Source organism: Streptomyces sp. NBC_01089, assembly GCF_045162975.1.
Lineage (GTDB): Bacteria > Actinomycetota > Actinomycetes > Streptomycetales > Streptomycetaceae > Streptomyces.
In genome coordinates this window covers 4,464,238-4,489,054 of sequence record NZ_CP108660.1, presented here as the reverse complement: position 1 = coordinate 4,489,054, position 24,817 = coordinate 4,464,238, and the positions used below count along the sequence as shown (strand labels likewise).

General features: G+C 69.8%; 28 protein-coding genes and 1 pseudogene. 17 read left to right on the top strand and 12 right to left on the bottom strand.

Annotated features, from left to right (window positions below):
* Window positions 1-4: 4 nt before the first annotated feature.
* Window positions 5-853, bottom strand: coding sequence for a helix-turn-helix transcriptional regulator (locus OG510_RS20020; RefSeq protein ID WP_406138473.1), 849 nt, complete (start codon window positions 851-853; stop codon window positions 5-7).
* Window positions 854-1,002: 149 nt separating this feature from the next.
* Between OG510_RS20020 and OG510_RS20015 the strand changes: the two genes are divergently transcribed.
* Complete coding sequence (locus OG510_RS20015; protein WP_406138471.1) at window positions 1,003-1,788, top strand: SDR family NAD(P)-dependent oxidoreductase; 786 nt, start codon at window positions 1,003-1,005, stop codon at window positions 1,786-1,788.
* Between the two features lie 128 nt (window positions 1,789-1,916).
* Complete coding sequence (locus tag OG510_RS20010; RefSeq protein WP_406138470.1) at window positions 1,917-2,675, top strand: SDR family NAD(P)-dependent oxidoreductase; 759 nt, start codon at window positions 1,917-1,919, stop codon at window positions 2,673-2,675.
* 52 nt (window positions 2,676-2,727) lie between these two features.
* On the opposite strand, the gene OG510_RS20005 is transcribed toward OG510_RS20010, so the two are convergent.
* Window positions 2,728-3,996 carry a DUF2993 domain-containing protein gene (locus OG510_RS20005; RefSeq protein WP_406138469.1) on the bottom strand — a complete coding sequence of 423 codons (1,269 nt, stop codon included), beginning with the start codon at window positions 3,994-3,996 and terminating at the stop codon, window positions 2,728-2,730.
* Window positions 3,997-4,181: 185 nt separating this feature from the next.
* Between OG510_RS20005 and OG510_RS20000 the strand changes: the two genes are divergently transcribed.
* Complete coding sequence (locus OG510_RS20000; RefSeq protein WP_406138468.1) at window positions 4,182-4,358, top strand: CsbD family protein; 177 nt, start codon at window positions 4,182-4,184, stop codon at window positions 4,356-4,358.
* A gap of 44 nt (window positions 4,359-4,402) precedes the next feature.
* On the opposite strand, the gene ssuE is transcribed toward OG510_RS20000, so the two are convergent.
* From ssuE to OG510_RS19975, 5 genes are all read right to left on the bottom strand, one after another.
* Window positions 4,403-4,957 (bottom strand): NADPH-dependent FMN reductase, encoded by a 555-nt coding sequence (gene ssuE / locus OG510_RS19995; protein WP_406138466.1) that lies wholly within the window; start codon window positions 4,955-4,957, stop codon window positions 4,403-4,405.
* A gap of 132 nt (window positions 4,958-5,089) precedes the next feature.
* Window positions 5,090-5,164, bottom strand: a complete 75-nt coding sequence (locus OG510_RS19990; RefSeq protein WP_356828300.1) for a putative leader peptide — start codon at window positions 5,162-5,164, stop codon at window positions 5,090-5,092.
* A gap of 14 nt (window positions 5,165-5,178) precedes the next feature.
* Entirely contained in the window at window positions 5,179-5,598 is a 420-nt protein-coding gene (locus OG510_RS19985) for a hypothetical protein (protein ID WP_406138465.1), read from the bottom strand.
* A gap of 314 nt (window positions 5,599-5,912) precedes the next feature.
* A complete protein-coding gene (locus tag OG510_RS19980; RefSeq protein WP_406138463.1) occupies window positions 5,913-6,107 on the bottom strand; it encodes a DUF397 domain-containing protein in 195 nt (64 codons plus the stop codon).
* A gap of 13 nt (window positions 6,108-6,120) precedes the next feature.
* Window positions 6,121-6,972 carry a Scr1 family TA system antitoxin-like transcriptional regulator gene (locus OG510_RS19975; RefSeq protein ID WP_406138462.1) on the bottom strand — a complete coding sequence of 284 codons (852 nt, stop codon included), beginning with the start codon at window positions 6,970-6,972 and terminating at the stop codon, window positions 6,121-6,123.
* A gap of 252 nt (window positions 6,973-7,224) precedes the next feature.
* Here OG510_RS19975 and OG510_RS19970 point away from each other — a divergent pair, with 252 nt between their 5' ends.
* Both OG510_RS19970 and OG510_RS19965 read left to right on the top strand, forming a co-directional pair.
* On the top strand, window positions 7,225-7,671 hold the full coding sequence (locus OG510_RS19970) for an ATP-binding protein (protein ID WP_406138460.1): 447 nt from the start codon (window positions 7,225-7,227) through the stop codon (window positions 7,669-7,671).
* A 205-nt stretch (window positions 7,672-7,876) separates the two neighbouring features.
* Window positions 7,877-8,347 carry a hypothetical protein gene (locus tag OG510_RS19965; RefSeq protein ID WP_406138458.1) on the top strand — a complete coding sequence of 157 codons (471 nt, stop codon included), beginning with the start codon at window positions 7,877-7,879 and terminating at the stop codon, window positions 8,345-8,347.
* Window positions 8,348-8,485: 138 nt separating this feature from the next.
* On the opposite strand, the gene OG510_RS19960 is transcribed toward OG510_RS19965, so the two are convergent.
* Together OG510_RS19960 and OG510_RS19955 are read right to left on the bottom strand one after the other, a co-directional pair.
* Complete coding sequence (locus OG510_RS19960) at window positions 8,486-9,001, bottom strand: putative immunity protein (protein WP_406138457.1); 516 nt, start codon at window positions 8,999-9,001, stop codon at window positions 8,486-8,488.
* Window positions 8,998-9,612 carry a putative immunity protein gene (locus tag OG510_RS19955; RefSeq protein WP_406138456.1) on the bottom strand — a complete coding sequence of 205 codons (615 nt, stop codon included), beginning with the start codon at window positions 9,610-9,612 and terminating at the stop codon, window positions 8,998-9,000. Before OG510_RS19955 ends, OG510_RS19960 begins: the two co-directional genes overlap by 4 nt.
* Window positions 9,613-9,700: 88 nt before the next feature.
* Here OG510_RS19955 and OG510_RS19950 point away from each other — a divergent pair, with 88 nt between their 5' ends.
* Window positions 9,701-10,414 (top strand): MerR family transcriptional regulator, encoded by a 714-nt coding sequence (locus tag OG510_RS19950; protein ID WP_406138455.1) that lies wholly within the window; start codon window positions 9,701-9,703, stop codon window positions 10,412-10,414.
* A gap of 49 nt (window positions 10,415-10,463) precedes the next feature.
* Here the strand turns inward: OG510_RS19950 and OG510_RS19945 are convergent, their stop codons facing one another.
* Window positions 10,464-10,880, bottom strand: a complete 417-nt coding sequence (locus OG510_RS19945; RefSeq protein ID WP_406138454.1) for a VOC family protein — start codon at window positions 10,878-10,880, stop codon at window positions 10,464-10,466.
* Window positions 10,881-11,028: 148 nt separating this feature from the next.
* Here OG510_RS19945 and mshD point away from each other — a divergent pair, with 148 nt between their 5' ends.
* The 4 genes and pseudogenes from mshD to OG510_RS19925 all read left to right on the top strand — a co-directional run bounded on the left by mshD (window position 11,029) and on the right by OG510_RS19925 (window position 14,576).
* The gene (gene mshD, locus OG510_RS19940; protein WP_406138452.1) at window positions 11,029-11,976 is read left to right on the top strand and encodes a mycothiol synthase; all 948 of its coding nucleotides are present in this window, start codon (window positions 11,029-11,031) and stop codon (window positions 11,974-11,976) included.
* A 142-nt stretch (window positions 11,977-12,118) separates the two neighbouring features.
* Window positions 12,119-12,508 (top strand): annotated as a pseudogene (locus tag OG510_RS19935) (GntR family transcriptional regulator); the annotation flags it as partial.
* A 164-nt stretch (window positions 12,509-12,672) separates the two neighbouring features.
* A complete protein-coding gene (locus tag OG510_RS19930; protein ID WP_406138451.1) occupies window positions 12,673-13,566 on the top strand; it encodes an ABC transporter ATP-binding protein in 894 nt (297 codons plus the stop codon).
* Window positions 13,563-14,576, top strand: coding sequence for an ABC transporter permease (locus tag OG510_RS19925; RefSeq protein ID WP_406138449.1), 1,014 nt, complete (start codon window positions 13,563-13,565; stop codon window positions 14,574-14,576). Before OG510_RS19930 ends, OG510_RS19925 begins: the two co-directional genes overlap by 4 nt.
* Before the next feature lie 31 nt (window positions 14,577-14,607).
* On the opposite strand, the gene OG510_RS19920 is transcribed toward OG510_RS19925, so the two are convergent.
* Complete coding sequence (locus OG510_RS19920) at window positions 14,608-15,171, bottom strand: dihydrofolate reductase family protein (RefSeq protein WP_406138447.1); 564 nt, start codon at window positions 15,169-15,171, stop codon at window positions 14,608-14,610.
* Window positions 15,172-15,495: 324 nt separating this feature from the next.
* On the opposite strand from OG510_RS19920, the gene OG510_RS19915 reads away from it, so the two are divergent.
* The 7 genes from OG510_RS19915 to pstB all read left to right on the top strand — a co-directional run bounded on the left by OG510_RS19915 (window position 15,496) and on the right by pstB (window position 23,696).
* Window positions 15,496-17,721 (top strand): RNA degradosome polyphosphate kinase, encoded by a 2,226-nt coding sequence (locus OG510_RS19915; protein ID WP_406138446.1) that lies wholly within the window; start codon window positions 15,496-15,498, stop codon window positions 17,719-17,721.
* 20 nt (window positions 17,722-17,741) lie between these two features.
* Window positions 17,742-18,707: a CHAD domain-containing protein gene (locus tag OG510_RS19910; protein ID WP_406138444.1), complete on the top strand. Its 966-nt coding sequence runs from the start codon at window positions 17,742-17,744 to the stop codon at window positions 18,705-18,707.
* The gene (locus OG510_RS19905) at window positions 18,704-19,117 is read left to right on the top strand and encodes an NUDIX hydrolase (protein ID WP_406138442.1); all 414 of its coding nucleotides are present in this window, start codon (window positions 18,704-18,706) and stop codon (window positions 19,115-19,117) included. The genes OG510_RS19910 and OG510_RS19905 overlap by 4 nt, the downstream gene beginning before the upstream one ends.
* A gap of 401 nt (window positions 19,118-19,518) precedes the next feature.
* Window positions 19,519-20,658, top strand: coding sequence for a phosphate ABC transporter substrate-binding protein PstS (pstS, locus tag OG510_RS19900; protein ID WP_406138440.1), 1,140 nt, complete (start codon window positions 19,519-19,521; stop codon window positions 20,656-20,658).
* 165 nt (window positions 20,659-20,823) lie between these two features.
* The gene (gene pstC, locus OG510_RS19895) at window positions 20,824-21,819 is read left to right on the top strand and encodes a phosphate ABC transporter permease subunit PstC (protein WP_406138439.1); all 996 of its coding nucleotides are present in this window, start codon (window positions 20,824-20,826) and stop codon (window positions 21,817-21,819) included.
* Complete coding sequence (gene pstA, locus OG510_RS19890) at window positions 21,816-22,895, top strand: phosphate ABC transporter permease PstA (RefSeq protein ID WP_406138438.1); 1,080 nt, start codon at window positions 21,816-21,818, stop codon at window positions 22,893-22,895. Before pstC ends, pstA begins: the two co-directional genes overlap by 4 nt.
* Before the next feature lie 24 nt (window positions 22,896-22,919).
* On the top strand, window positions 22,920-23,696 hold the full coding sequence (pstB, locus tag OG510_RS19885) for a phosphate ABC transporter ATP-binding protein PstB (RefSeq protein WP_164266359.1): 777 nt from the start codon (window positions 22,920-22,922) through the stop codon (window positions 23,694-23,696).
* Between the two features lie 122 nt (window positions 23,697-23,818).
* Here pstB and OG510_RS19880 read toward each other — a convergent pair whose 3' ends face one another.
* Window positions 23,819-24,814: an inorganic phosphate transporter gene (locus tag OG510_RS19880; RefSeq protein WP_164266360.1), complete on the bottom strand. Its 996-nt coding sequence runs from the start codon at window positions 24,812-24,814 to the stop codon at window positions 23,819-23,821.
* Window positions 24,815-24,817 lie beyond the last annotated feature (3 nt).

The following is a 24,817-nucleotide window of genomic DNA, read 5'->3' as shown; positions in this document are numbered from 1 at the left end:
GTACCTACGCGCGCGGTTTTCCCCGCGCTGCCTGCCGTCGGGTGGCGTCGATGGTGCCGAGCAGGGAGAGCGCCTGGGCGCTGGGGCTGCCGGGTTCGGCGTGGTAGATGACGAGTTGCTGGCCGGGGGCGTCCCGTACGTCGAAGGCTTGGTAGGTGAGGGTGAGCGGGCCGACGTCGGGGTGGTCGAGGTGTTTGGCCTCCTGGGTCTTGCCGCGTACGGAGTGGGCCTGCCACAGGGCGGAGAAGTCGGCGCTCTGCGCGGTCAGTGAGCCGATGAGCGCGAGCAGCCTGGGGTTGTCGGGATCGAGGCCCGCGGCCTGGCGCAGGTTGGCCACGGTGGCCTGTGCGCTCCACTCCCAGCGGGTGTAGAAGTCCCGGCCCGCGGGGTCGACGAAGGTCATGCGGGCGAGGTTGTCCGCGGGGTCGAAGGGCGAGTACAGGGCCTCGGCCAGGGCGTTGCCCGCCAGGATGTCCAGGGTGGTGTTGAGGACGAACGCGGGGGTGTGGGGGTAGCCGTCCATGAGCCGGCGCAGTGCCGGGCTGACCGTGTCGCGCTGCTGGGCCGGCCGGTCGGCGGGTGCGGTGCCGGCCAGCCGGCAGGCGTGTGCGCGGGCGTCGCTGTCGAGGTGCAGGGCCCGGCTGAGGGCGTCGATGACCTGGGCGGACGGGTGGCGCTCACGGCCCTGTTCGAGCCGGGTGTAGTAGTCGGCGTTCACTCCGGCCAGCACCGCGACCTCCTCGCGCCGCAGCCCGGCGACCCTGCGTACGCCGTAGCTCACCATGCCGACGTCTTCGGGCCGCAGGCCGGATCGCCGGGCGCGCAGGAAGTCTCCCAGTGCGTTGTCAGACATATCTCCAGGTTAGGGCGCCGTCCTGGGCGCTGCCTGGGTGTGCGGCACCCAGGCAGCACACGCCCTGGCCGGAGGCCGGCGGGGCGCCCAGACTCGGCCGGGGCGAGGGGCGGCACGGGGGAAGACGCGCAGGGAGAGCAGAGATCGTGATGACGACGACAGACACCGGACGGCACACCACGTCCGTGGACGACGACGGCCTGAGCGGCACGGTGGCGGTGGTCACCGGCGCCGCGCGTGGTGTCGGCAGAGCCACCGTGGCATGGCTGCACGCCCGGGGCGTGCGGGTTCTGGCCGAGGACATCAGGCCCGAAGTGGAGCACCTGGCCGTGGAGTTCGACGGTGTGGCCACCCTGACCGGTGACGTCTCCCGGGAGGAGACGGCCCTGCGGGCGGTGGAACTGGCCCGGGAGCGTTTCGGCGGGCTGGACATTCTGGTCAACAACGCGGGGCGGACGCTGAACAGGCCGTTCACCGAGACCACGGCGGAGGACTGGGACTCCCTGATGGCCGTCAACGCCCGCGGCGCGTTCCTGCACGCACGGGAGGCGTTCCGCACCATGCGCGAGAACGCACGAGGCGGGGCGATCGTCAACGTCGGCTCCTACACCTGCACGGTCGGGCTGCCCGAGGGATCGGCCTACACCGCGTCGAAGGGGGCCCTGGCCCAGCTGACGAAGGTCATCGCCCTGGAAGGCGGCCCCCACAACATCCGGGCCAACGTCGTGGCACCGGGCGTGATCGAGACCGACATGCTCGACAACATCCGCGCCGACAGCCGCGCCTACCTGCGCTCCTTCGCCGCCGCCCACCCGCTGGGCCGCGTCGCGCAGCCGGAGGAGATCGCCGAGATCATCGGGTTCCTCGCCTCGGCCCGCTCCGGCTTCATGACCGGCGCGGTCGTCGCCGCCGACGGCGGCTTCACCGCGGCCTGACCGAGAACCAAGAACCAAGAACCGAAGGCCGAGAACCAAGAACCGTGCACCGCGCACCGCGCACCGCGCACCGCGCACCGCGCACCGCGCACCGCGCACCGCGCACCGAGAGAGGAAAGCGCACCACCATGACCGGACAACGACTTGACGGCAAGGTCGCACTGATCACCGGCGCGACAGGCGGAATCGGCGCGGCGACCGCCGAACTGTTCGCCCGCGAAGGCGCACGCCTGATCATCACCGATGTGACCCAGGCACCCCTCGACGCACTCGCCCGGCGGATCGAGGAGACCGGCGGCGAGGTGGCGACCGCGGTCCTCGACGTCTCGTCCGCCCAGGAGTGGGACGACGTGATCAGCACCGTACGCGAGCGGTTCGGCACCCTGGACGTACTCGTCAACCTCGCGGGCATCGTGGACTGGCCCGGCATCGAGGACACCAGGGAAGGCGCCTGGGACCGGGTCATCGACGTCAACCAGAAGGGGACCTGGCTCGGGATGCGGGCCGCCATGCCCCTGCTCCGCGCCACCGGCAACGCCTCGGTGATCAACACCTCGTCCGTCCTGGGGATCGTGGGCAGCGGAGCGGCCGCCGCCTACCAGGCGTCCAAGGGCGCCGTGCGTCTGCTGAGCAAGACAGCCGCCGTCGAATACGCCGGCCGGGGCGTACGGGTCAACTCCATCCACCCCGGTGTCATCGCCACGCCCATGATCCAGGAGCTCCTGGACGAACAGGGCGACCAGCAACCGGACATCGTGCGCACCCCCATGCGCCGCGCGGGCCGCGCCGAGGAGGTCGCCTCGGCCATGCTGTTCCTCGCCGGTGACGAGTCCTCGTACGTCACAGGCTCCGAACTCGTGGTGGACGGCGGCCTCACCGCCCACTGACCCCTGCCCCCCCTTGCCCCTGCCCCCGTACACGTCAGCGGTCGAGCGGTTCTCAGCCCTGCTTGCCCAGGTGCAGACCGGAGCCCGCCAGATCCGCCCTGATCCCCTTCTTCTCCACCACCACATGGCGCAGGCTGATGTCGCCGGGGGCCTTGGGCAGCTTGAAGGAGAGCGAGAACTGGCTGGAGAGCTCCGGCGGGCGCAGGCTCATCACCGCGCTGATCAGCTTGGGGTCGATACCGGCCTTCTGCAGCAGCCAGGGGTGGGCGACGATCTCGTCGACCAGATTGACCTGCATCAGCTGATGGGCGAAGCGCGGTGTCCCGGTCAGCCGGTGCAGCTCGTCGTCGCTGTGCAGCGCCTGCTTGACCCGCTTCTGCGGTACGCCGATCCGGTCGACCACGGACGGCACCGACAGCAGCGCCCTGATGTGGTTCTTCTCGCGGGCGATCCGGGCGGCCGCCTCGGGGGCGAGCCGCAGCCCGGAGTGCGCGCGGTCCCTGCCGGGCGTGTACGTGGCGATACCGGGGACGTCGACCCGCATGTGGTCCACCGTCGTGGAGACCGCCCGGCCGCCGTCCCGCTGGACGTGCGCCTGGGCCCTGACCCGTACCTGCGTACCGGCTACCGGCAGACCCCCGCGCACGTTGACCGAGTCATGGCCCAGGTCGGTGAACTTGACCTGGGATGCGCCCAGTTCGCGGTTCATGTCCTCGAAGGAGAGGAAGACGTCGCCGTCCATCGAACCGACCACGGCGCCCTTGATGGAGGTGGGGAGGTCTCCGTTGATCCGGATGTCCTTGGCGGAGGCGTGCACCTCGGCGAGCGAGACACGGTCGGCCGGGACGTCGGGCACGGACACGTCGACCCGCTGGAGGTGCTTGTCGAGCACCTGGGTGAGGAACGGGAAGCCGTGGATGTCGACCTCGGGCCGGGTCACCAGGTGCATCGACTGCTGGAGCTTCTCGGCGGCCTTGTCCTGCGCGTACAGCTCGGCGAAGCGGTCGGCGAGGAAGAGGAAGCCGGTGCAGACCAGGGCGGCGATGGCGACCTTCGCTACGGTGGAAACGGCGGCGAAACGGCTCCGGGCCCGGTGATTGGGCGGCGACCAGGCGTCGTCGCCGATGTCGGCGGTGTCGCCCGGGTAGCCGGTGTGGCCGCCGGAGCCGATACCGTCCTCCGGGTCGGGCTTGAGCCCCAGACCGAGGGGGTCGCGCTCGTCGTAGCCGTACGGCTCGAAGCCCGGCTCCGGGTCGCTGAGTTGTGCCAGTTCATCGTAGGGATTGGGCGGATGCGAGGGTATGCGTGTGGGGGGTCGCATCGGCTCATCCCACCACGTGTACGCCCCCCGAACGCAAGTCGTACCTGAGGTAGCCCCCTGGTTTGCGCCCTTTGTCGGCCGGCGGCGGATGTGAGTCCGGCCACGGGCCCGGCCGTTTGAAGGGACATGCTGCGGACAGGCGCTGGACTGACCCTGTTTTCGAGTACGTCAGGACGTGAACGATCATGGCTGCGGACGAAAAGGCACAGGCCACGGGCGAGCAGGCCAAGGGAAAGATCAAGAAGGCCGCCGGTGACGCGGTGGGCAACGAATCACTCCAGGCCGAGGGCCGCACCGAAGAGACCAAGGGCGACGCACGCAAGGCGAAGGAAGCCATCAAGGACGTCTTCAAGCCCAAGTAACAACCCGCCCCCTGTGCCGCGCGACCGCACGGTACGGGGGCCGGTCACCCGGCGGCGGCCAGGCTCGGGCTGCGGTCCAGGGCGGTGGAGAACTGGTCCACGACCTGTTCCAGCGCCAGGGCGGCCGCCGGATCGACGGTCACGGTGTCGTCGGGCGCGACAGTGATGTGCCGGTCCAGCACGAACCAGCCCTGCACTATGTGCGCGGCCCCCATGGAGGAGAGCACCGGCCGCAGCGCGTAGTCGATGGCGAGCACATGCGCGGTCGAACCACCGGTGGCCAGCGGCAGGACGGTCTTCCCCGTCAGCGCGTACTGGGGCAGCAGATCGAGCAGGGACTTCAGGAGGCCGGAGTAGGCGGCCTTGTAGACGGGCGTTCCGATCACCACGCCGTCGGCCGACGCGAACAGCTCGGTGGCGCGGACGATGTCCGGGTGCGCGAAGTCGGCGCCGAGCAGGGGCCCTGCGGGCAGCGTACGCACGTCGAGCGGGACGACCGTGTGGCCCTGGGCGGTGAGCCGGGCGTCCAGGTGACGCAGCAGGCGAGCGGTACGGGAAGTGGCGGAGGGACTTCCCGAGACGGACAGGACGGTGGCCATGGGCCCTCATTTCCGGGTACGGCGTTTCCGGGTACGACAGGTGGCGGTACGGCAGTTGGCAGTACGGCCAGTACTCAGGTGCACGCTCGGCCCGAGGCGGGCGGCGCGCGAAGCGGGAGGTCTCAGCTCTCGTCAGGCTTCGCGGCGACAGAAGGCACTGGAGACGCGGGCGAGGTCGATGTGGCGGCGCTTCGTCAGGCAGCTCATACCGATCTCTCCTCTCACGTGCTCCGTACGGTGCGTTTCGGAGCCCACAGTACGGCCGTCCCGGTACCGCGGTCGAGTGGGCAACCACACACTGGGATGGGAGCCCGGCCGTCCGGGAGGAATTCGAGGTACGGGCGGACGGACCATTCGGTCCACCGGCCCTGGTGACTGAGCGAGAACCCGCACGGCTCCCCCCGGTGCAGCGCCCCCATCGCACCGACGCAGCCACCACCGTCGACCCAACTCAGCGCCCGGTGGCGCTCGATGGGCGGCAGGGCGTACGCCAGCGCGCGTACCTCGGCACGGATACGGCGGATCGCTTCGGCGGGTGCGGTCGTGGCGTACCGCGATACGTCCGCGACGTCGTCGGCGTCCAGCGTCCGGTAGGTGATCCGCTCGCACCAGAAGGCCAGGGTGGGGTGCGGTGCGCGCATGATGTGGCCTCCCGACGCGACGTCGGGGCCGCCCCCTGCCCACTGCCGGCGTGACGAGCCGTGGGTAGCGGGGCGGCCCCTTTTGCTCCTCTCAATCGACGCAGATCGAGAGGGAGTTGCGGCGTCGAGCCGAGGCCCTGCCGAAGGGCCATTCAGTCGGCGCCGCATCACGAAGCTAGCGTTATATGGAATCTCGTATCAAGTGTTTGAACCCTAACGGGTGAGAGCTGCCCACTCACCGGCTCAGGCAAAAAGCAGGGCGGCACTTCACCTGCGCCGGTGAAGTGCCGCCCGAGGACGACCGTGGCGACTTTTCAGGCCAAGTCGTCGAACTCGCCTTCCTTGGCGCCGCCGAGGAAGGCACGGAGCTTACTGCGGGACGTGTGGATGACCACGTCGGGATTGTCGCTCTCACGAAGGAGGATCTCGCCTCCGTGCACGGCGAGTTCGAGACAGTTGTCCCCGTCAGCGTCCGCCGACTTGGAAGACTTTCGCCACTGAATGTCCATACTTCTCACGCCTTCATACTTGTTGTGCGATTTCGTTGATGAAGTCCCTTGAACTCTGCGGATCGAGCGATCGCCCCTCGGTCCGGTCAAGGACGGCTCGGAAGTTCAGGAGACGCGTCTCGGCATCCACGAATCCTGAACCGGTCGGGGTGTCCGTCTGCACGGTGTCGAGCTGCGGAACAGGGCCGTACACATAGTGCGTCGAACTACCGGCATTCGGAAAGCCGCCTGCCGCGAACGGGATCACGCGCACGGTGACGTTGTCCCGTTCGGATTCCTTCAAGAGATGGTCGAGCTGCCTGACTGCGACCTTCCGGCCGCCGTACTGCATCCGCAGAGCGGCTTCGTGGATCAGGAAAGTGCAGGTGGGCGGGGACACGCGATCAAGAACATCCCGACGCCTCAGCCGGTGCGAAAGACGACGGCGGAGGTTCGCCGGAGTCGGCGCGGGCAGAGCCTCTGCGTACACCGCCCGGGCGTAGTCCTCGGTCTGGAGCAGGCCCGGCATATGCATAATCTGAACGGCCCGGAACCCGACAGCGTGGTGCTCCAGTTCGGCCAGATCGAGTGCGCCCACGGACAGTTCACCGCGGTAGTCCTCCCACCAACCCTTCGTCCGCTCCTCGGCCATATCGGCAAGCGCATCGACGTACGCCTGGTCGGGGCACGCATAGCAGTCGGCCCAGGTACGCACCCGTGTACTGCTCACACCGAACCGGCCCGATTCAGTGTTACTGATGGTGGTACGGTCCGTGCCGAGCAGAGACGCAGCCTCAGCGGGCGCGAAGCCGGCGTGCTCCCGCATCTTGCGCAGCTCGGAACCCAATCGGCGCTGCCGCGCCGTAGGCGGCTTCCTCGGTGGCATCGACCTCTCCCTCTGTCGGGTCCAGTGTGGCCCGCGTCCCTCGAAGGGGTCCACTTCCAGCAAAGATTATCGCTACAGATACAACAATTGATACCTAGACGCTAACGTCATCACAGCAGTCGCGCCGCACGTCGGTACGCCCGAAGTGCAGCCACTTCGGCGCGCGTTCACATCGGCGCGCCCGGGTGGCCATCGCCACGGACAACACGAGCGTCGCACCCGTTTCGGATCGCATCGCACAGGGAGAACCACATGGCCCCCGCCGCACCACGCCCCCCACAGGGCGGCGAGTTCTACCGCATCGCCCTGCCCAACACCGCCAACGCACCACGCATCGCACGGGACTTCGTCACCTCACTGCTCACCGTGAGCCGTCACCGCGACCTCACCGACGACGCGAGGCTCTGCGTCGCGGAGGTGGTCACCAACGCCCACCGTCACACCCGTACACCCCGGATCCAGCTGTACGCGAGCGTCAACCGCAAGCAGATCACCGTCTCCGTGGCGGACAACGCGCCCTGGTTCCTCCCCGTACTCACGCCCTCCCGTGCGGACGACCAACTGGAGTGCGGGCGCGGGCTGTTACTGGTCGACCGGCTCGCGCTCGCCTGGGGATGGACCCTCCTGGGCGGCTGCACCCCCGACCGCAAGGCTGTCTGGTTCACACTCACCAGGCCCGGGGCCGGCGAGCCCCGATAGCGCCGCACGCCCCTCCCCACCTGCTGTTTCCCCGTACGCCGACAAGGTCGGCGCCCGGCGCGCATGATCGGCAACGCAGGTCGACTCCGTAGCTCATTGGAGTGGATGCCCTGGGCTGATCTTCTGCTCGAAGCAGTCGGTCTGTATACCTATGGCTACGGAGGGTTACTTATTCAAGTGGCCCGTCAGCGCCAAGGAGCATCTGGTGAAATTCCGTAATTCTCTCTGCGTCGCGGCCGTATCGGCCACGCTGATCCTCGGCGCGGGAAGTGCCTTCGCGGCTCCCGCCATCGCCACAACTCAGGCCGGAGCGACCAAGGTTGCCGCCGCGCGTCCCACCAGTGACACCATCATCCGGCCGCGTGCGCAGATCTGTAAGAACGGCGCATGGACGTCGGGCAACGGCCGGACCATCCTCCGCATGCAGTCGGACGGCAACTTCGTCCTCTACAAGGACGGTCACCCGGTCTGGCAGGCGCCCCACACCTGGTCGCACGGGAACTGCGCCGTGTTCCAGGAGGACGGCAACTTCGTCGTCTACAACTCCGCGAACGAGCCCGTGTGGGCGTCCGGCACCTGGCACAAGGGCGACTACCTGGCCATCCAGGACGACGGCAACGTCGTCATCTACAACAACGCCCACCGCCCCGTCTGGGCGACCAACACGGGTGACTGAACCGGCAGTTCCCGGTCCGGGAGCTGAAAGCTGAAAGCTGCAAAAAAAAGGGGGCGGCGAGCCGTCAGGGCCCGTCGGGTCTCCGCCCCACCATCCACACACCGGGACCACCGGCCGGGACACCGGCGCGGTCCTGCTTCAGCAGTCGAACATCGACCAGCAGATGTCGTTGCGCAGCCGCTGGTCATCGAGTACGAGCGCACGGATCTCCTCCGGGAGCTGATCCCGCTGCCACCGGCACTCGATGCGTCGCGCGGTCTCGCTCTCACCCTCCGGTGCTGCCGCGCGTGCGGCCTTGATCGCATAGGCGGCGGCGCCGAGCTCATGTGCGGCGACGTGGGCGACGGCCCCGGCCTGCCCGGCGGCGTACGCGGCATGCCGCGCCGCTCCACGCAGGTCCCTGGCCGCCCCCATCGCATGACCGCCCGCCGCCCGGGTCTGCATCATCCTGACCTCACCACGCACCCAGGCCCTGGCATGCCAAATCGCCTGGCGCGGCCGCGGATCCTCGGGCCGGGACGACTCGAAGAGCCCAAGGACGTGCTCCGCACAGGCGGCGGCCCACAGCGCGAGGAGACGGTGATCCGCATCAGTGAGAGTCCCACCACGGCGGATCGTCACGAACCGAGGATCGCGCACCTTCGGGAGAATCACGCTCCGCACTCATTCCCGCGCCCGTCGGCGCCGCTCGCTGCGCTGTCTCCCGGCACCAAGTCGGCAGCCTGGCGCAGGGAATGGTCCAGGGCGCTCATCAGCCGGGCGACCCGGCTTCCGCCGCCCGTCACGGGCGGGTAGCGGCAGAGCACATCGATGAGCACCGGTGACGCTCGCTGCCGCGGCCGTTCCAGCAAGGCATCCCCGATCGTGGGGTCACCGCCCGCCTCCAGCTCTCCGATGTGCGCGGCGCTCGCGCAGGCCCGCAGGATGTGGCCGACCTGGCCGGCCTGAGCAATGGGGTGCAAGTAGGCAGCCGACGCGGCGTCACCGGCGGATCGCGCGGCCAGCCGGGCGGCTTCGGAGGGCGCGGACCGGGCGGCTCGATGAGCGTCAAGGGAGGTGACGCGCTGCAGTTTCGCCCTGGTGGCACCGTTGATGAACGTCCAGGCCGCGTCGATCGCCGCGCGGGGACGGGGATCATCGGGAACGGCCTGTTCGAAGACCGGCAGGACATCCTCGGCGTGCCGCACCACGTAACGCGCCACGACGCGCAGCTCGGCCATCGTCAGATCGAATTCTCCGGACATGGTGTGCGTGCTCCGTGCCATGTTCCTGAATCGTATCCTTGAACACCCGGTGGAGACTCTGCGACGAATCGTCCGCCCAGTTACGTCAGAACCTTCAACCGGAGGTCGTATGCGGCCCGTGGACCTGGCTCGCCGCCATGGCCTCTCCACACAGGCGGTCCGCAACTACGAGGACGCCGGCATCATCCCGTCGGCCCACCGCAGCCGCACGGGGTACCGGGACTACACCGCCACTCATGCCGTCGGGCTCGCGGCCTATCTGGCGCTCGTTCCCGCCTTCGGCCACTCGACGAGCCGCCGCATCATGCGTGCCGTCACCGGCGGACGGCTCGACGAAGCGCTGGAGTACGTCGACGACGGGCACGTGCTACTGGCTCGCGACCGCACCACGCTACGGACCGTCGAAGCAGCACTCGCAGAACTCGGAGCCGTCACCCCCGATACGGCGTCCGACGCTCGGCCGCCGTACAGCATCGGTGAGCTCGCCCGCCACCTCGCGCTCAACGGCGCCACCCTGCGTGCCTGGGAACGGCTGGGAGTCCTCGCCCCGCAGCGCGACCCGCGCACCGGGCACCGCCGGTACGTCGCGCAGGACGTCCGCGACGCCGAACTGGCGCACCTGCTGCGACGGGGAGGTCAGCCCCTCGGCGCCATCGCCACCGTCCTCGGGGAACTCCGCGACGCAGGCAGTCCCGAAGCGCTGAACAGAGCCCTGGAAGGATGGCGGCGCGACCTCACGTCCCGCGGAACAGCCCAGTTGCACGCAGCCGGTCGGCTCGCCGCCTACTTGGACGTCTTGGACCGCTCCGGGACAACCGGCTGAGCCCGGAGTGCGGCTCACCGGCGTTTCAGGAAGGCTCTGCTTCAGTCACCTAAGACACCGCTGCGCTCCCCGACTGCTCGCGCGGCGCCAGCCATTCCTGGAGTTCGATCAGGTTCCCCTCCGGGTCCGCCAGGTACGCCACCCGCATCCGCTCGCCCATCGGGCCCGGGTCCCTGGTGAACTCCGCGCCCTTCGAGGTGAGCTCTGCGTGGGCTGCGTCCAGGTCGTTCACCCGTAGCACCACCAGCGTGCGGTATCCCTCCGGCTCCGTCCCCAGCTGCTTCAGCACCTCGGCCATCTGCGCCCGGTCCTGCAGCGCGATCGCTGCGGGTCCGGTGTCGGGGCTGAGCTTGGCGTACGGGCCGCTCTCGGCATCGAACTGCGGCTTGAGCCCGAGCACGTCCCGGTAGAAGCGGTAGACGGCCGGGAAGTCGGACACCAGCAGGCGTATCTGGGTGAGTTCCATACCGGCCTTTCTAGCCCAGTTCTCACGACGGTTCCGGCTCGGTCGCGAACTGTGAGAGCCTCGGCGGATTTCATCGACGTACTCCGAGGACGTGCCCCTGCCCGGACTTCACCGTCGCCACGGGCCGCGGCCCCGTACGCTCGTCCGCATGACGAATGCGCCCGTATCCCCCGCCTCCGGCCGGCAGATCCAGACCCTCGACACGCTCACCGCCGACCAGGAGCAAGCCGTGCGCGCGCTGCTCGCCGAGGCCGCGCGGACCGACGGTCAGCAGGCCGTGTCCGAGCAGGGACGGCTTCAGCTGCGCGGAGAGCGTCGTGAGGGGGTTCAGCACTTCCTGGTCAGCATCGGTGACACCCTCACGGGGTACGCCCAGCTGGAGGCGACCGATCCCGTCGAGGCGCCCGCCGCCGAGCTGGTCGTCCACCCCTCGCACCGGGGACAGGGCCACGGCCGCGCCCTCGGTTCGGCGCTGCTGGCCGCTTCCGGGCGGCGGCTGCGCGTCTGGGCGCACGGCGGACACGCCGCTGCGCGCCACCTCGCGCAGGTGCTCGGGCTCGCCAAGTTCCGTGAACTGCGCCAGCTCCGCCGCCCGTTGGTCCCGCTCGACATCCCCGAGCCGGTCTACCCGGAAGGGATCACCGTACGGACCTTCGTCCCCGGTCAGGACGATGCCGCCTGGCTCGCCGTGAACGCCGCGGCCTTCGCCCACCACCCCGAGCAGGGGTCGCTGAGCCGGCGCGACCTGGACGACCGGAAGGCCGAGTCCTGGTTCGACCCGAAGGGGTTCTTCCTGGCGGTACGGGACACCGGTGCGGACGGCGGCCCCGGCGATGAGGTCGTCGGCTTCCACTGGACGAAGGTGCACGCCGACGAGCAGCTGGGCGAGGTGTACGTGGTCGGCATCCGCCCCGACGCCCAGGGCGGCGGCCTCGGCAAGGCGCTCACCGCTACCGGTCTTCGCCACCTCGCGGCCGAGGGGCTGCCCACGGCGATGCTGTATGTGGACGCCGACAACACGGCCGCCGTCACGGTGTACGAGCGGCTCGGCTTCACCACGCACGAGGTCGATCTGATGTACCGCTCGGAGTCCTGACCTGCGGAAACCCCTTGTGACCCACCGCCCTCCCCGAGCTGCCGGGGAGGGCTTTTCCGCTCCCGGGGCCGGCTCGGAGTTGACACCTGCGCGGCCCTGCATCACCCTTTCACTACTCAACTAGTGAAATGGGGGTGGGCACGTGATCGAGTTCCGTATCGACCGGCGCAGCGGTGTCTCGACGTATCTCCAGATCGCCCAGCAGGCCAAACAGGCCCTGCGCCTGGGGCTGTTGCAACCGGGCGACCAGCTGCCCACCGCGCGTGCGGTCGTCGAGTCCACCGCCATCAACCCCAACACGGTCCTGAAGGCTTACCGCGAACTGGAACGCGAGGGCCTGGTCGAGGCCCGGCGCGGCATGGGCACCTTCGTCCGCAAGTCACTCGGGCGCACCCCGCCCGAGCGGCTCGCCGACTCCGCGCTGCGGGCCGAGCTGACGGACTGGGCCACCCGGGCCCGTACAGCCGGGCTGGAGAAGGACGACGCGGCCGCGCTCTGCGCCTCCGTACTCGACGACTGTTTCCAGCTGGACCCCACCGGCATCACCGAGCCCGTCAGCACCACCGGCGCCACGAGGACCACCGGGGCCACGAGCACCACCGGGGCCACCAGCACCACCGGCACCGTCAGCACCACCGGCACCGTCAGCACCACCGGCACCACCGCCGCAGCCCGTTCCAAGGGGGACACACCGCTATGACCGATACCGCCATCGAAGCCTTCGGGCTCGGCAAGACATACGGGAGGCGGCGCGACTGGGCGTTGCGGGGCTGTTCCTTCCGGTTGCCCGTCGGGCGGATCTGCGCACTCGTGGGCCCCAACGGCGCCGGCAAGTCGACGCTGCTCGCCCACGCCGCGGGGCTGCTGCGGCCCACCGAGGGCGCCGTCCAGGTGCTGGGGGCGTCCCCCGCCGCCGCCCGTGAGCGGATCGCCTTCGTCGCCCAGAACAAGCCGCTGCTCGGGCAGTTGACCGTCGCCGACACCCTGCGGATGGGTTACGAGCTGAACCCGGCCCGCTGGGACGCGGCGGCCGCCGAACGGATCGTCGCCGGAGGCAAGCTGAACCGGGACAGTCTCGTCCGCTCCCTCTCCGGCGGCCAGCGCACCCGCGTCGCCCTCGCCCTGGCCCTCGGCAAGCGGCCCGAGCTGATGCTGCTCGACGAGCCGATGGCCGATCTCGACCCGCTGGCCCGGCACGAGCTGATGGGCGCCCTGATGTCCGAGGCCGCCCAGCACGGCACGACGATCGTGATGTCCTCGCACGTCCTGTCCGAACTGGACGGCGCCTGCGACTACTTGCTGCTGGTCGACGGCGGCCGGGTACGGCTGGGCGGCGAGACCGAGGACCTGCTGGCCGCCCACACCCTGCTGACCGGTCCGGTGGCCGCACTCGACCCGCACACCGTCGTCGAATCGCGCACCACAGGACGGCAACTGACCGCGCTGGTACGCCGGGACGGGCCCGTCTCCGGCGACTGGCAGACCATGGAGCCCTCCCTCGAAGAGCTGCTCCTCGCCCATCTGCGGTCACCGGGCGTGCCCGCCCTGCTGACACCGAGCGCCGAACACCGTACGGAGGCAAGGGCATGAGCACCCTGCACCAGAACAGCACCCCCCACACCGGCAACGGCAACGCCACCGGCATCAGCACCGGCACCGGCACCGGCACAGACGCCGAAAGCGGCAGCGGCACCGGCGGCGCGCCCGGCGGGCGGACCGGCTCGCAGTGGCTGCGCGGCCCCTACTGGGTGGCCGCCCGGATGCACCGCGGCACCCTCCAGTGGGCCGCCGGGCTCACCGCCCTGTGCCTGGTCCTGCTGATCGCGATCCGCGTATGGGGCGGCGGCGTGACCGGCGGCTACTGGACGGACACCAGCATGGTGGAGAACGCCGCTTCGCTGATCATGCTGCTCCCCTATCTGATCGCCGCCTTCGTGGCCGGGCCGCTCGTCGCCCGGGAGCTGGAGTCGGGCAGCCATCAGCTGCTGGGGACCCAGTCCGTCTCCCCCGTCCGCTGGTTCGCGGCGAAGCTCGCCGTGCCGACCGCGCTGGCCGTCGTCGCCTCGGTCGTACTCGACGGCGTCTACCGCTGGGTCTGGACCGCGGTCCCCCACCAGAACCCGACCCTGGACTGGTACCCCGACAGCGTCTACCACGCCATCGGCCCGACCGGTATCGCCACGGCCCTGCTCGCGGTCCCGGTCGGCGCCCTGACCGGTCTGCTGGTCCGCCGCACCGTGCCCGCCATCGTGACGAGCCTGGTCGCATCCGTGGTCGTGTTCCGTCTGTTCGACGACGTACGCGCCCACCTCTGGCCGGTCGTCACCGTCCGCACCGGCCTCGCCGAGGGCTACCCGGCGATGAACGGCATGGTCACCGCCGAAGGCGCGGTCACATCCAGCGGCGCCCACGTGGCCGACCCGATGTGCGTGGACGACACGAAGTGCCAGGCGGCCCACAACCTGGCGGGATACTTCCGCTCCTCCCACCCGGTGTCCCACTTCTGGCCGCTCCAGCTCGTCGAGACCGGCATCCTGCTGGCCCTGGCCGCCGTCCTGACCCTGGTGGTGTTCCGCATCGTGAAGCGGAGGGCCGCCTGAGCCACGCCGGCACCCTCCGGCGGGGCCCGGCTCAGGCCGGTGCGTACCGCTGGAGGGTGATCCCGCCGCGGAAGGCCCTCGACTCCAGGAGGCGCAGCCGCGGAATCCCGTACCCCTCGGGGAAGAGCCGGCGGCCGCCGCCCTGGACCACCGGATAGACGAAGAAGCGGTACTCGTCCACCAGACCGGCCGCGATCAGGGTGTGCGCCAGGGTGATGCTGCCGGTGAGCACGATGTCCTTGCCGCCCGCCCGCTCCTTGAGCGCGGCCACCTCGGCGACCGGGTCGCCCCGCAGGACCGTCGAGTTCTCCCAGGCAGGATCGGTGAGCGACGCCGACACGACGTACTTCTGCACCCGGTTCAGATAGTCGGTGACCCCGGTGGTGTCGTTCGTCTGCCGCGGCCAGTAACGACGGAAGTCCTCGAAGGTCCTGCGCCCCACGAGCAGGGCGTCGGCCCGGCTGTCCTGCCGGTGGCTCTCCTCCAGGACGTCGCTCATGTCCGGGGCGCCCGCTGCCTGCGGGTCGAACCAGTCGGTCAGCATCTCGACCGCGCCGTCGACGGTGACGTTCTCGGTGATCGCGAGGGTACGCATTCCGGTCCTCCTGTACAGCTGATGCTCCCGCGTACCCGGGTGGTACGCCTCTTCTGTCCTTCTGTACTGACCGTGCGGGAGGCCGGGAATCATCGGTCGCGGCCCGCCCCTGCCGCGGAGAGCCGGAGAAACCCAAGAGCCGGAGCGCCGGAGCACCGAGGGCCCGAGGACCCGAAGAGCCGGAGCAGCCCCGCTTCCCGGACGTCATGGCGCGCTTCCCGGACGTCATGTCCTCGTTACCCGTCATTCAGACGCGCTTGCGACCCTCTCGGAATGCAACCCGTCACCGCGCCCGCCGACCCTCCCGCGCGGAACAATGGGCATATGAGCCAGCAGCCCAGTGCAGAGGTCCCGGTCAAGCACCTCCAGCCCTCCGTCGGTTCCATCGCAGCACACCGCCCGCACACCGTCGCGGCGGCCGTTCCCGACCTGGATCCGGGCATCGACGCCGACGTCGACGCGTACGAGGAGGACGGCTCCGGCACCGAGCTGCCGTCGGGCCGCTTCCTCGACCGGGAACAGAGCTGGCTCGCCTTCAACGAACGCGTCCTCGAACTGGCCGAGGATCCCACCACGCCGCTCCTCGAACGGGCTAATTTCCTCGCCATCTTCGCGAGCAACCTCGACGAGTTCTTCATGGTCCGGGTCGCCGGCCTCAAACGCCGTATAGCGACCGGCGTCGCCACCCGCTCCGCGTCCGGCTTCCAGCCCCGCGAGGTGCTGGAGCAGATCTGGACCAGGTCGCGCGAGCTCATGGCCCGGCACGCCGCCTGCTACCAGCAGGACGTCGCCCCCGCCCTCGCCGACGAGAACATCCACCTGATCCGCTGGGACGACCTGACCGACAAGGAGAAGGCCCGGCTCTTCACCTTCTTCCGGCAGCGGATCTTCCCCGTGCTGACCCCGCTGGCCGTGGACCCCGCGCACCCCTTCCCGTACATCTCGGGGCTCTCGCTCAACCTCGCCGTGGTCGTCCGCAACCCGGTCAGCGGTCACCGCCACTTCGCCCGGGTCAAGGTGCCGCCGCTGCTCACCCGCTTCCTGGAGGCGTCGCCCCAGCGGTATGTGCCGGTCGAGGACATCATCGCGGCGCATCTGGAGGAGCTGTTCCCGGGGATGGAGGTGCTGGCGCACCACATGTTCCGGGTCACCAGGAACGAGGACCTGGAGGTCGAGGAGGACGACGCCGAGAACCTCCTCAAGGCCCTGGAGAAGGAACTGATGCGGCGCCGCTTCGGGCCGCCCGTCCGGCTGGAGGTGGAGGAGTCCATCGACCCGTACATCCTCGACCTGCTGGTCCGCGAGCTGAAGGTGTCCGACGCCGAGGTCTACCCGCTGCCAGGCCCGCTCGACCTGACCGGCCTGTTCGGCATCGCGTCGCTGGAGCGGCCCGAGCTGACGTACCCGCCCTTCATCGCGGGCACCCACCGCGACCTGGCCGAGGTCGAGTCCGCTTCGGCGCCCGACATCTTCGCCGCCCTGCGCGAACGGGACGTGCTGCTGCACCACCCGTACGACTCGTTCTCCACCTCCGTCCAGGCGTTCCTGGAACAGGCCGCGGGCGACCCGGACGTGCTCGCCATCAAGCAGACGCTGTACCGGACGTCCGGCGACTCCCCGATAGTGGACGCCCTGATCGACGCGGCCGAATCCGGCAAACAGGTGCTCGTCCTGGTCGAGATCAAGGCCCGCTTCGACGAGCAGGCCAACATCAAGTGGGCCAGGAAGCTGGAGGAGGCCGGCTGTCATGTCGTCTACGGCCTGGTGGGGCTGAAGACGCACTGCAAGCTGTCGCTCGTCGTCCGGCAGGAGGGCGACACCCTGCGCCGCTACTCCCACGTCGGCACCGGCAACTACCACCCGAAGACGGCCAGGCTGTACGAGGACCTCGGGCTGCTCACCGCCGACCCGCAGGTCGGCGCGGACCTCTCCGACCTGTTCAACCGGCTCTCCGGCTACTCGCGGCGCGAGACCTACCGGCGGCTGCTCGTCGCCCCCAAGTCGCTGCGCGACGGCCTGGTCGTCCGGATCGACAAGGAGATCGCGCACCAGCGCGCCGGGCGGCCCGCCTACATCCGTATCAAGGTCAACTCGATGGTCGACGAAGCGGTCATCGACGCCTGTTACCGGGCCGCGCAGGCCGGGGTCTCCGTCGACATCTGGGTGCGCGGCATCTGCGCCATACGCCCCGGCGTCACCGGCCTCTCCGAGAACGTCCGGGTCCGGTCGATACTGGGGCGCTTCCTGGAGCACTCCCGGGTCTTCGCCTTCGGCAACGGCGGCGAGCCCGAAGTCTGGCTGGGCAGCGCCGACATGATGCACCGCAACCTCGACCGCAGGATCGAGGCGCTGGTCCGCGTCACCGACCCCGCCCACCGTGCGGCACTCAGCCGGCTCCTGGAGACCGGTATGTCCGACACCACGTCCTCCTGGCACCTGGGCGCCGACGGCAACTGGACGCGTCACGCGACCGACGCCGAGGGCCGGCCGCTGCGCCATGTGCAGGAAATGCTGATAGACGCCAGGAGGCGCCGACGTGCGACCCCTTGATGCTCCCCGGAGGCTCAGCCGTGCGACGCCCTGACCCGACGGCGACAGCGGGCGAGCTGCTCGCCCGCTATCTGCACGACCAGGCGGCGGAGTTCCTGCGCAGCCTGCGCACCTACTCGGAGGGGGACGAGGAGGCCGCGCGCGCCCTGCGCCGCTCGGCCCGCCGCATCAGCGGCACCCTGCACACCTTCCGCGGCCATCTCGACGCGGCCTGGGCCGACCAGCTGCGGGCCGAACTGGCCTGGCTCTCCGGCACGCTGGCCCGCGAGCACGCGTACGCGGCCCGGCTGGCCCGGCTGCTCGAAGCGCTCGGCAGGCTCTCGGCCGGTACGGCCTCGCTGCCGGGCCCGCGCGACGGGACGGCCCCGCACCCCGGGCTCGCCATGGGCGCCGCGCGCGCCGGCGCACTCCTGGAGCGGCAGCTGACCCTGGCCAGGACCCGCGCCCACTCGGCGGCGCTCCAGGCGCTGGGTTCGTCGCGCTTCCACGCGGTCGCGGACGCCGTCGCCCTGCTGGCGTCGGATGTGCCCTTCGCGCCCGCTGCGACCACGTACGCGACCGAGACCCTGCCGCCCGCGGCCGAGACGGCGGTCCGCAAACTCACGGACGCGGTGGCCGCGCTGCCGCTGCACCGGGCCGCGCACCCGTACAACGCGGAGGGGCTGAGCGACGCCCAGGACGCCCCCTGGCACCAGGTCAGACTGCTGCTGCGGCTGCACCGCTACGCGCAGGAGGCCCTGCACGCCGGGCTCGACGACCGGCCGGGCCCCGACCTGCGGCTCTACGGCGCGGGCCAGGCACTCGACCAGCACCGCGAGGCGGCCGAGGCCGCGTCGGCGGCCGCTTCGGCGGCCCGTACGCCGCGGATCGCCCCGGCGACGGCGTACGCGCTGGGCGTGCTCCACGCCGACCAGCGCCACGAGGTCGAGGCCGCCCGCTACACCTTCCAGCAGACCTGGCAGCGCACGGCGGTGAGCGCCTCATGACCGGCGGAGCGGGTGTTCCGGTACGGGCGGCGGGCTGCGTGCTGTGGCGGCGCGCGCCGGGCGGCGCCCTGGAGATCTGCCTGGTCCACCGGCCGAAGTACGACGACTGGTCGCACCCCAAGGGCAAGCTGAAAGCGGGCGAGGACCCCCTGGCCGCCGCACTGCGCGAGGTCCAGGAGGAGACCGGCCACTCCTGCGCCCCCGGCGCACGCCTGCCCACCGTGCGGTATGCGGTGAACGGGCGCCCCAAGGAGGTCGACTACTGGGCCGCCGAGGCGACGGGCGGAGCGTTCACACCGAACAACGAGGTGGACCGGGTCAGCTGGCTCACACCGGCAGCCGCCCGCACCCGGCTCACCCAGCAGCACGACAGGGAGCTCCTCGACGCGCTGCACGGCGCGCTGCGCTGACCACCGCACCGGGCGGGCCGCACCGGGCCGCCCAAGCCTTGGGCCGCACCGGGCCGCCCAGGGCCGAAGCCACGCCGGCCTCCCACGCTGCCCCCACGTCGACCGCCGCACCGAGCTGACCGCTGCCCCGGCCCCGGGTCCGGCACGTCCCGGCCCCCGGCCCCCGCTCCGGCCCCGGCCCCGGGGGCGGACGGTGGGTGAGCGTGCCGTCACGCGCACGGACCCGCACCCGGTCGTCCGCCGAGGTTCACTCTCCGTTCACTCACCCCCGTCGGCCACTTCACCTGATCTGCCTAATTTCGGCCTTACACGGTGCACGGCAGCCCGCCGCACCGGTCACCTCTTCGCACGCCGCCGTACAACGAATCGAAACCCGGCGGCTCCTGGAAGGAACACCCGAAGTGAAGCTTCAGCAGCGCAAGACCCGGCTTCGCGCCGCCGCGCTCGGCGCCCTCGCCGTATCCGGCGCCCTGGTCCTCACGGCGTGCGGTTCGGACAACAACAGCGGCTCGACCGGAGGCACCGGCACCAGGACGAGCGCCGCATCCGACGTCAAGTGCGACGGTGCGAAGGGCCAGCTGCGCGCCTCAGGTTCGAGCGCGCAGAAGAACGCGATGGACCTGTGGGCCAAGAGCTACATGGCCGCCTGTTCCGGCGTCGAGATCAACTACAAGTCGTCCTCGTCCGGTGAGGGCATCGTCGCCTTCAACCAGGGCACGGTCGGCTACGCCGGTTCGGACTCACCCCTGAAGCCCGCCGAGGTCGCGGACTCCAAGAAGGTCTGCACCGGCGGCGGCCAGGGCATCGACCTCCCGATGGTCGGCGGCCCCATCGCGGTCGGCTACCACCTGGAGGGCGTCGACAACCTGGTCCTGGACGCCCCCACACTGGCGAAGATCTTCTCGACGAAGATCAAGACCTGGGACGACCCGGCGATCAAGAAGCTCAACCCCGGTGTGAAGCTGCCGTCCAAGGCGATCCAGCCCTTCCACCGCTCCGAGGACTCCGGCACGACGGAGAACCTGGGCAAGTACCTGACCGCCGCCGCGCCGAACGACTGGAAGTACCCGGGCGGCAAGTCGTGGCCCGCGCCCGGCGGCCAGGCAGCGGCCGGTTCGGCCGGTGTCTCGCAGCAGGTGAAGCAGGTCGACGGCTCGATCGGCTACTTCGAGCTCTCGTACGCCACCTCGCAGAAGATCTCCACGGTCAAGATCGACACGGGCGCCAGCGACCCCGTCGAGGCGACCTCCGACAACGCCTCCAAGGCCATCGCGGCCGCCAAGGTCGTCGGCACGGGCCCCGACCTGTCGCTCAAGCTCGACTACACCACCAAGGACGAGGGCGCCTACCCGATCGTCCTGGTGACGTACGAGATCGTCTGCGACAAGGGCAACAAGGCCGACACCCTCGGCACCGTGAAGTCCTTCCTGAACTACACCGCGAGCGACGAGGGCCAGAAGCAGCTCTCGACCGCCGGTTACGCCCCGATCCCGGCCGAGATCAACGCCAAGGTGCGCAAGACGCTCGCCACGATCTCGTAACCCGGCTCGACCGGCCCCACGAGCCCCAAACGCTCCACCAGCTCCACCAGCTCCACCAGCAGTGATGGCGTCCGGTCCGGAGCGTCCCTCCGGACCGGCCGCCGCCCCCATCCGGTGCACCGCCGCCAGGGGAGCAGCGGCTCCCCCACACAGACCGGAAAGACCATGGCTACCACCACACAGATAGACACCCCTCCACCGGAAACCCCCCTCCACACCGAGTCAGGCCGGTCCACCGGCCGACTGGGCGACCGGGTCTTCCTGGGCCTCAGCCGGGGCTCGGGCGTCCTGCTCCTCGTGGTGATGGCAGCGATAGCGGGGTTCCTCACCTACCGCGCCTCCATCGCCATCTCGAAGGACCACGGCAACTTCCTCACGACGTTCGACTGGCTGCCCTCGCAGACACCGCCGGTCTTCGGCATCGCGGTCCTGCTCGTCGGCACCGTCATCAGCTCGGTCATCGCGATGGTCATCGCGGTCCCGGTCGCCGTCGGGATCGCGCTCTTCATCTCGCACTACGCACCGCGCAGGCTGGCCACCACACTCGCCTACGTGGTGGACCTGCTGGCCGCGGTGCCGAGCATCATCTACGGCATCTGGGGCGCCCTGATCCTGGTGCCCTACCTCGGCGGCCTCAACGTCTGGCTCGACCAGTACTTCAGCTGGACGTACATCTTCGACCAGACACAGCCCGGCGTCTCCAGGAACATGCTCACCGTCGGCATCCTGCTGGCGATCATGATCCTGCCGATCGTGACCAGCGTCAGCCGGGAGGTCTTCCTCCAGGTCCCGCGGATGAACGAGGAAGCCGCGCTCGCCCTCGGCGCCACCCGCTGGGAGGTCATCAGGCTCTCCGTGCTGCCGTTCGGACGCTCCGGCATCATCTCCGCCTCGATGCTGGGCCTCGGCCGCGCGCTCGGCGAGACGATGGCCGTCGCCACCGTCCTCTCCCCCAGCTATGTGATGTCGCTGCACCTGCTCGACCCGGGCGGCGGCACCTTCGCCCAGAACATCGCGGCGAAGTTCGACGAGGCCAACCCGCTGGGGCGTGACGCCCTGATCGCGTCCGGTCTGGTCCTCTTCGTCCTCACCCTGCTCGTGAACGGCGCGGCCCGGCTGATCATCGCCCGCCGCAAGGAGTACTCGGGGGCCAACGCATGAGCGACACAGCCGTAGAGACCGGGCAGGAGCAGTCCCCCCGGGTCCACGCCGCACCGAGCCTCAGCGGGCGCAGCCTCCCCCGCTGGGCCCCGGCCGGCTTCGCCGTCGCGGCGATCGTGATCGGCGCGGGCATCGGCACCGCCGCAGGACTCAGCAGCAAGGTCCAGTGGGGCCTGATCGCCGTCGTCGCCTTCCTCGCGCTCTCGTACGTCACCACGGCGGTGGTCGAGAACAAGCGCCAGGCCAAGGACCGCTTCGCCACCAGCATCATCTGGGTCTGCTTCATCCTGGCCGTCATCCCGCTGCTCTCACTGCTCTGGACGACCGTCGGCCACGGCGTGAAGGACCTCAGCGTCAACTTCCTCACCCACTCGATGGTCGGCGTTCTCTCGTCCGACCAGGGCGGCGGCGTCTACCACGCGCTGATCGGCACCCTGGAACAGGTCGGCATCGCCACCGTCATCGCCGTCCCGATCGGCCTGCTGACCGCCGTCTATCTGGTGGAGTACGGCAAGGGCGCGCTGGCCAGGGCCGTGACGTTCTTCGTGGACGTCATGACGGGCATCCCGTCCATCGTCGCCGGGCTCTTCATCCTGTCGATCATGCTGATGACCGGCATCGAGCCGTCGGGCCTGATGGGCGCGCTCGCCCTGACGATCCTGATGATCCCCGTCGTGGTCCGCTCCACCGAGGAGATGCTCAAGCTCGTCCCGAACGAGCTGCGCGAGGCCGCGCTGGCTCTCGGCGTACCGAAGTGGCGCATGATCCTCAAGGTCGTCCTGCCGACCGCGATCGGCGGGATCACCACCGGGGTGATGCTGGCCATCGCGCGCATCGCGGGCGAGACCGCGCCGATCATGCTGCTGGTGTTCGGCAGCCAGATGATCAACACCAACCCCTTCAAGGACGGCCAGTCCTCCCTGCCGTACTACATCTTCGAGCAGTACAAGCTCGGCGAGCCGCCCGCGATCGACCGGGCCTGGGCAGCGGCACTGGTGCTGATCGCCTTCGTCATGATCCTGAACCTCGTCGCCCGCGGCATCGCCCGCTGGAAGGCCCCGAAGACCGGCCGCTGAGGCCGAGAGAAGAAGCTGATTTCCATGGCCAAGCGAATCGACATCAGCGGCCTGACCGCCTACTACAGCTCCCACAAGGCCATCGAGGACATCTCGATGACCGTGGAACCCCGCTCGGTGACCGCCTTCATCGGCCCGTCCGGCTGCGGCAAGTCGACCTTCCTGCGCACCCTCAACCGGATGCACGAGGTCACCCCCGGCGGCCGCGTCGAGGGCAAGGTGATGCTGGACGACGAGAACCTGTACGGGAGCCACGTCGACCCCGTCGCCGTACGCCGTACGGTCGGCATGGTCTTCCAGCGCCCGAACCCGTTCCCGACCATGTCGATCTTCGACAACGTCGCGGCGGGCCTGCGCCTGAACGGCTCGTACAAGAAGAGCGAGCTGAACGACGTCGTCGAGAAGTCGCTCAAGGGCGCCAACCTCTGGAACGAGGTCAAGGACCGCCTCAACAAGCCGGGCTCCGGGCTCTCCGGCGGCCAGCAGCAGCGGCTCTGCATCGCCCGCGCGATCGCGGTCGAACCGCAGGTCCTGCTGATGGACGAACCGTGCTCCGCGCTCGACCCGATCTCCACCCTCGCCATCGAGGACCTGGTCGGCGAGCTCAAGGAACGCTTCACGATCGTCATCGTGACGCACAACATGCAGCAGGCGGCGCGCGTCTCGGACCGCACGGCCTTCTTCAACCTGTCGGCGGTGGGCAAGCCGGGCCGGCTCATCGAGATCGACGAGACCGAACGGATCTTCTCGAACCCGTCGGTCCAGGCGACCGAGGACTACATCTCGGGGCGCTTCGGATAGACGTCACGGCTTGCGGTGCTGCATGGCGGTGCCACCGCAAGGCAGAAAAAAGGGCCCGCCTCCCGTGGATTCCGGGAGGCGGGCCCCCTTCCGTACGGCGGTCCGCGGGTGTGCGCCTGCGGTCAGAAGAGCAGAAGGACGACCCAGTAGCTGAGGGCCGCGACGACCGCTGCGGCCGGCATGGTGATGAACCAGCCGAGCACGATGTTCTTGGCCACGCCCCAGCGCACGGCACGCGGGCGCTTGGTGGCACCCACACCCATGATCGCCGAGGTGATGACGTGCGTGGTCGAGATCGGCGCCTGGAAGAGGTACGAGGAGCCGAACATGATCGCGGCACCGGTGGTCTCCGCCGCGAAGCCCTGCGGCGGGTCCAGCTCGATGATCTTGCGGCCGAGGGTCCGCATGATGCGCCAGCCGCCCGCGTACGTACCGAGCGAGAGCATCAGCGCGCAGACCAGCTTGACCCAGACCGGGATCGCGTCCTGGAAGGACTCGTGACCCGAGATGACCAGGGCCATCATGACGACACCCATGGTCTTCTGCGCGTCCTGCAGACCGTGGCCGAGCGCCATGCCGGCGGCGGAGACGGTCTGGGCGATACGGAATCCGCGCTTCGCCTTGTGCGGGTTGGACTTACGGAACAGCCACAGGATCGCGACCATCACCAGATAGCCCACCACGAGCCCGACGACCGGGGACAGGAACATCGGGATGACGATCTTCTCGACCACCCCGCTCCAGTGCACCATCGTGCCGCCGGCGAGCGCGGCGCCGACCAGTCCGCCGAACAGGGCGTGCGAGGACGAGGACGGCAGCCCGAAGTACCAGGTGATCAGGTTCCAGACGATCGCGCCGACGAGCGCGGAGAAGAGGATTCCCATCCCCTTCTGCCCCGTGGGTGTGGCGATCAGCCCCTCACTGACGGTCTTGGCGACCCCGCTGCCCAGGAAGGCGCCCGCGAGGTTCATCACAGCGGCCATCGCCAGAGCCGCACGCGGGGTCAGCGCCCGGGTGGACACCGAGGTGGCGATGGCATTGGCGGAGTCGTGGAAGCCGTTCGTGTAAGTGAATCCGAGCGCGACAGCGATGGTCACGATCAGAGTGAAGGTGTCCACGAG

What these genes read in the sequence shown, in the direction of transcription:
- OG510_RS20020 (WP_406138473.1), bottom strand. Translation starts at nt 853, where the DNA reads ATGTCTGACAACGCACTGGGAGACTTCCTGCGCGCCCGGCGATCCGGC.
- OG510_RS20015 (WP_406138471.1), top strand. Translation starts at nt 1,003, where the DNA reads ATGACGACGACAGACACCGGACGGCACACCACGTCCGTGGACGACGAC.
- OG510_RS20010 (WP_406138470.1), top strand. Translation starts at nt 1,917, where the DNA reads ATGACCGGACAACGACTTGACGGCAAGGTCGCACTGATCACCGGCGCG.
- OG510_RS20005 (WP_406138469.1), bottom strand. Translation starts at nt 3,996, where the DNA reads ATGCGACCCCCCACACGCATACCCTCGCATCCGCCCAATCCCTACGAT.
- OG510_RS20000 (WP_406138468.1), top strand. Translation starts at nt 4,182, where the DNA reads ATGGCTGCGGACGAAAAGGCACAGGCCACGGGCGAGCAGGCCAAGGGA.
- ssuE (WP_406138466.1), bottom strand. Translation starts at nt 4,957, where the DNA reads ATGGCCACCGTCCTGTCCGTCTCGGGAAGTCCCTCCGCCACTTCCCGT.
- OG510_RS19985 (WP_406138465.1), bottom strand. Translation starts at nt 5,598, where the DNA reads ATGCGCGCACCGCACCCCACCCTGGCCTTCTGGTGCGAGCGGATCACC.
- OG510_RS19980 (WP_406138463.1), bottom strand. Translation starts at nt 6,107, where the DNA reads ATGGACATTCAGTGGCGAAAGTCTTCCAAGTCGGCGGACGCTGACGGG.
- OG510_RS19975 (WP_406138462.1), bottom strand. Translation starts at nt 6,972, where the DNA reads ATGCCACCGAGGAAGCCGCCTACGGCGCGGCAGCGCCGATTGGGTTCC.
- OG510_RS19970 (WP_406138460.1), top strand. Translation starts at nt 7,225, where the DNA reads ATGGCCCCCGCCGCACCACGCCCCCCACAGGGCGGCGAGTTCTACCGC.
- OG510_RS19955 (WP_406138456.1), bottom strand. Translation starts at nt 9,612, where the DNA reads ATGGCACGGAGCACGCACACCATGTCCGGAGAATTCGATCTGACGATG.
- OG510_RS19950 (WP_406138455.1), top strand. Translation starts at nt 9,701, where the DNA reads ATGCGGCCCGTGGACCTGGCTCGCCGCCATGGCCTCTCCACACAGGCG.
- OG510_RS19945 (WP_406138454.1), bottom strand. Translation starts at nt 10,880, where the DNA reads ATGGAACTCACCCAGATACGCCTGCTGGTGTCCGACTTCCCGGCCGTC.
- mshD (WP_406138452.1), top strand. Translation starts at nt 11,029, where the DNA reads ATGACGAATGCGCCCGTATCCCCCGCCTCCGGCCGGCAGATCCAGACC.
- OG510_RS19930 (WP_406138451.1), top strand. Translation starts at nt 12,673, where the DNA reads ATGACCGATACCGCCATCGAAGCCTTCGGGCTCGGCAAGACATACGGG.
- OG510_RS19925 (WP_406138449.1), top strand. Translation starts at nt 13,563, where the DNA reads ATGAGCACCCTGCACCAGAACAGCACCCCCCACACCGGCAACGGCAAC.
- OG510_RS19920 (WP_406138447.1), bottom strand. Translation starts at nt 15,171, where the DNA reads ATGCGTACCCTCGCGATCACCGAGAACGTCACCGTCGACGGCGCGGTC.
- OG510_RS19915 (WP_406138446.1), top strand. Translation starts at nt 15,496, where the DNA reads ATGAGCCAGCAGCCCAGTGCAGAGGTCCCGGTCAAGCACCTCCAGCCC.
- OG510_RS19905 (WP_406138442.1), top strand. Translation starts at nt 18,704, where the DNA reads ATGACCGGCGGAGCGGGTGTTCCGGTACGGGCGGCGGGCTGCGTGCTG.
- pstC (WP_406138439.1), top strand. Translation starts at nt 20,824, where the DNA reads ATGGCTACCACCACACAGATAGACACCCCTCCACCGGAAACCCCCCTC.
- pstA (WP_406138438.1), top strand. Translation starts at nt 21,816, where the DNA reads ATGAGCGACACAGCCGTAGAGACCGGGCAGGAGCAGTCCCCCCGGGTC.
- pstB (WP_164266359.1), top strand. Translation starts at nt 22,920, where the DNA reads ATGGCCAAGCGAATCGACATCAGCGGCCTGACCGCCTACTACAGCTCC.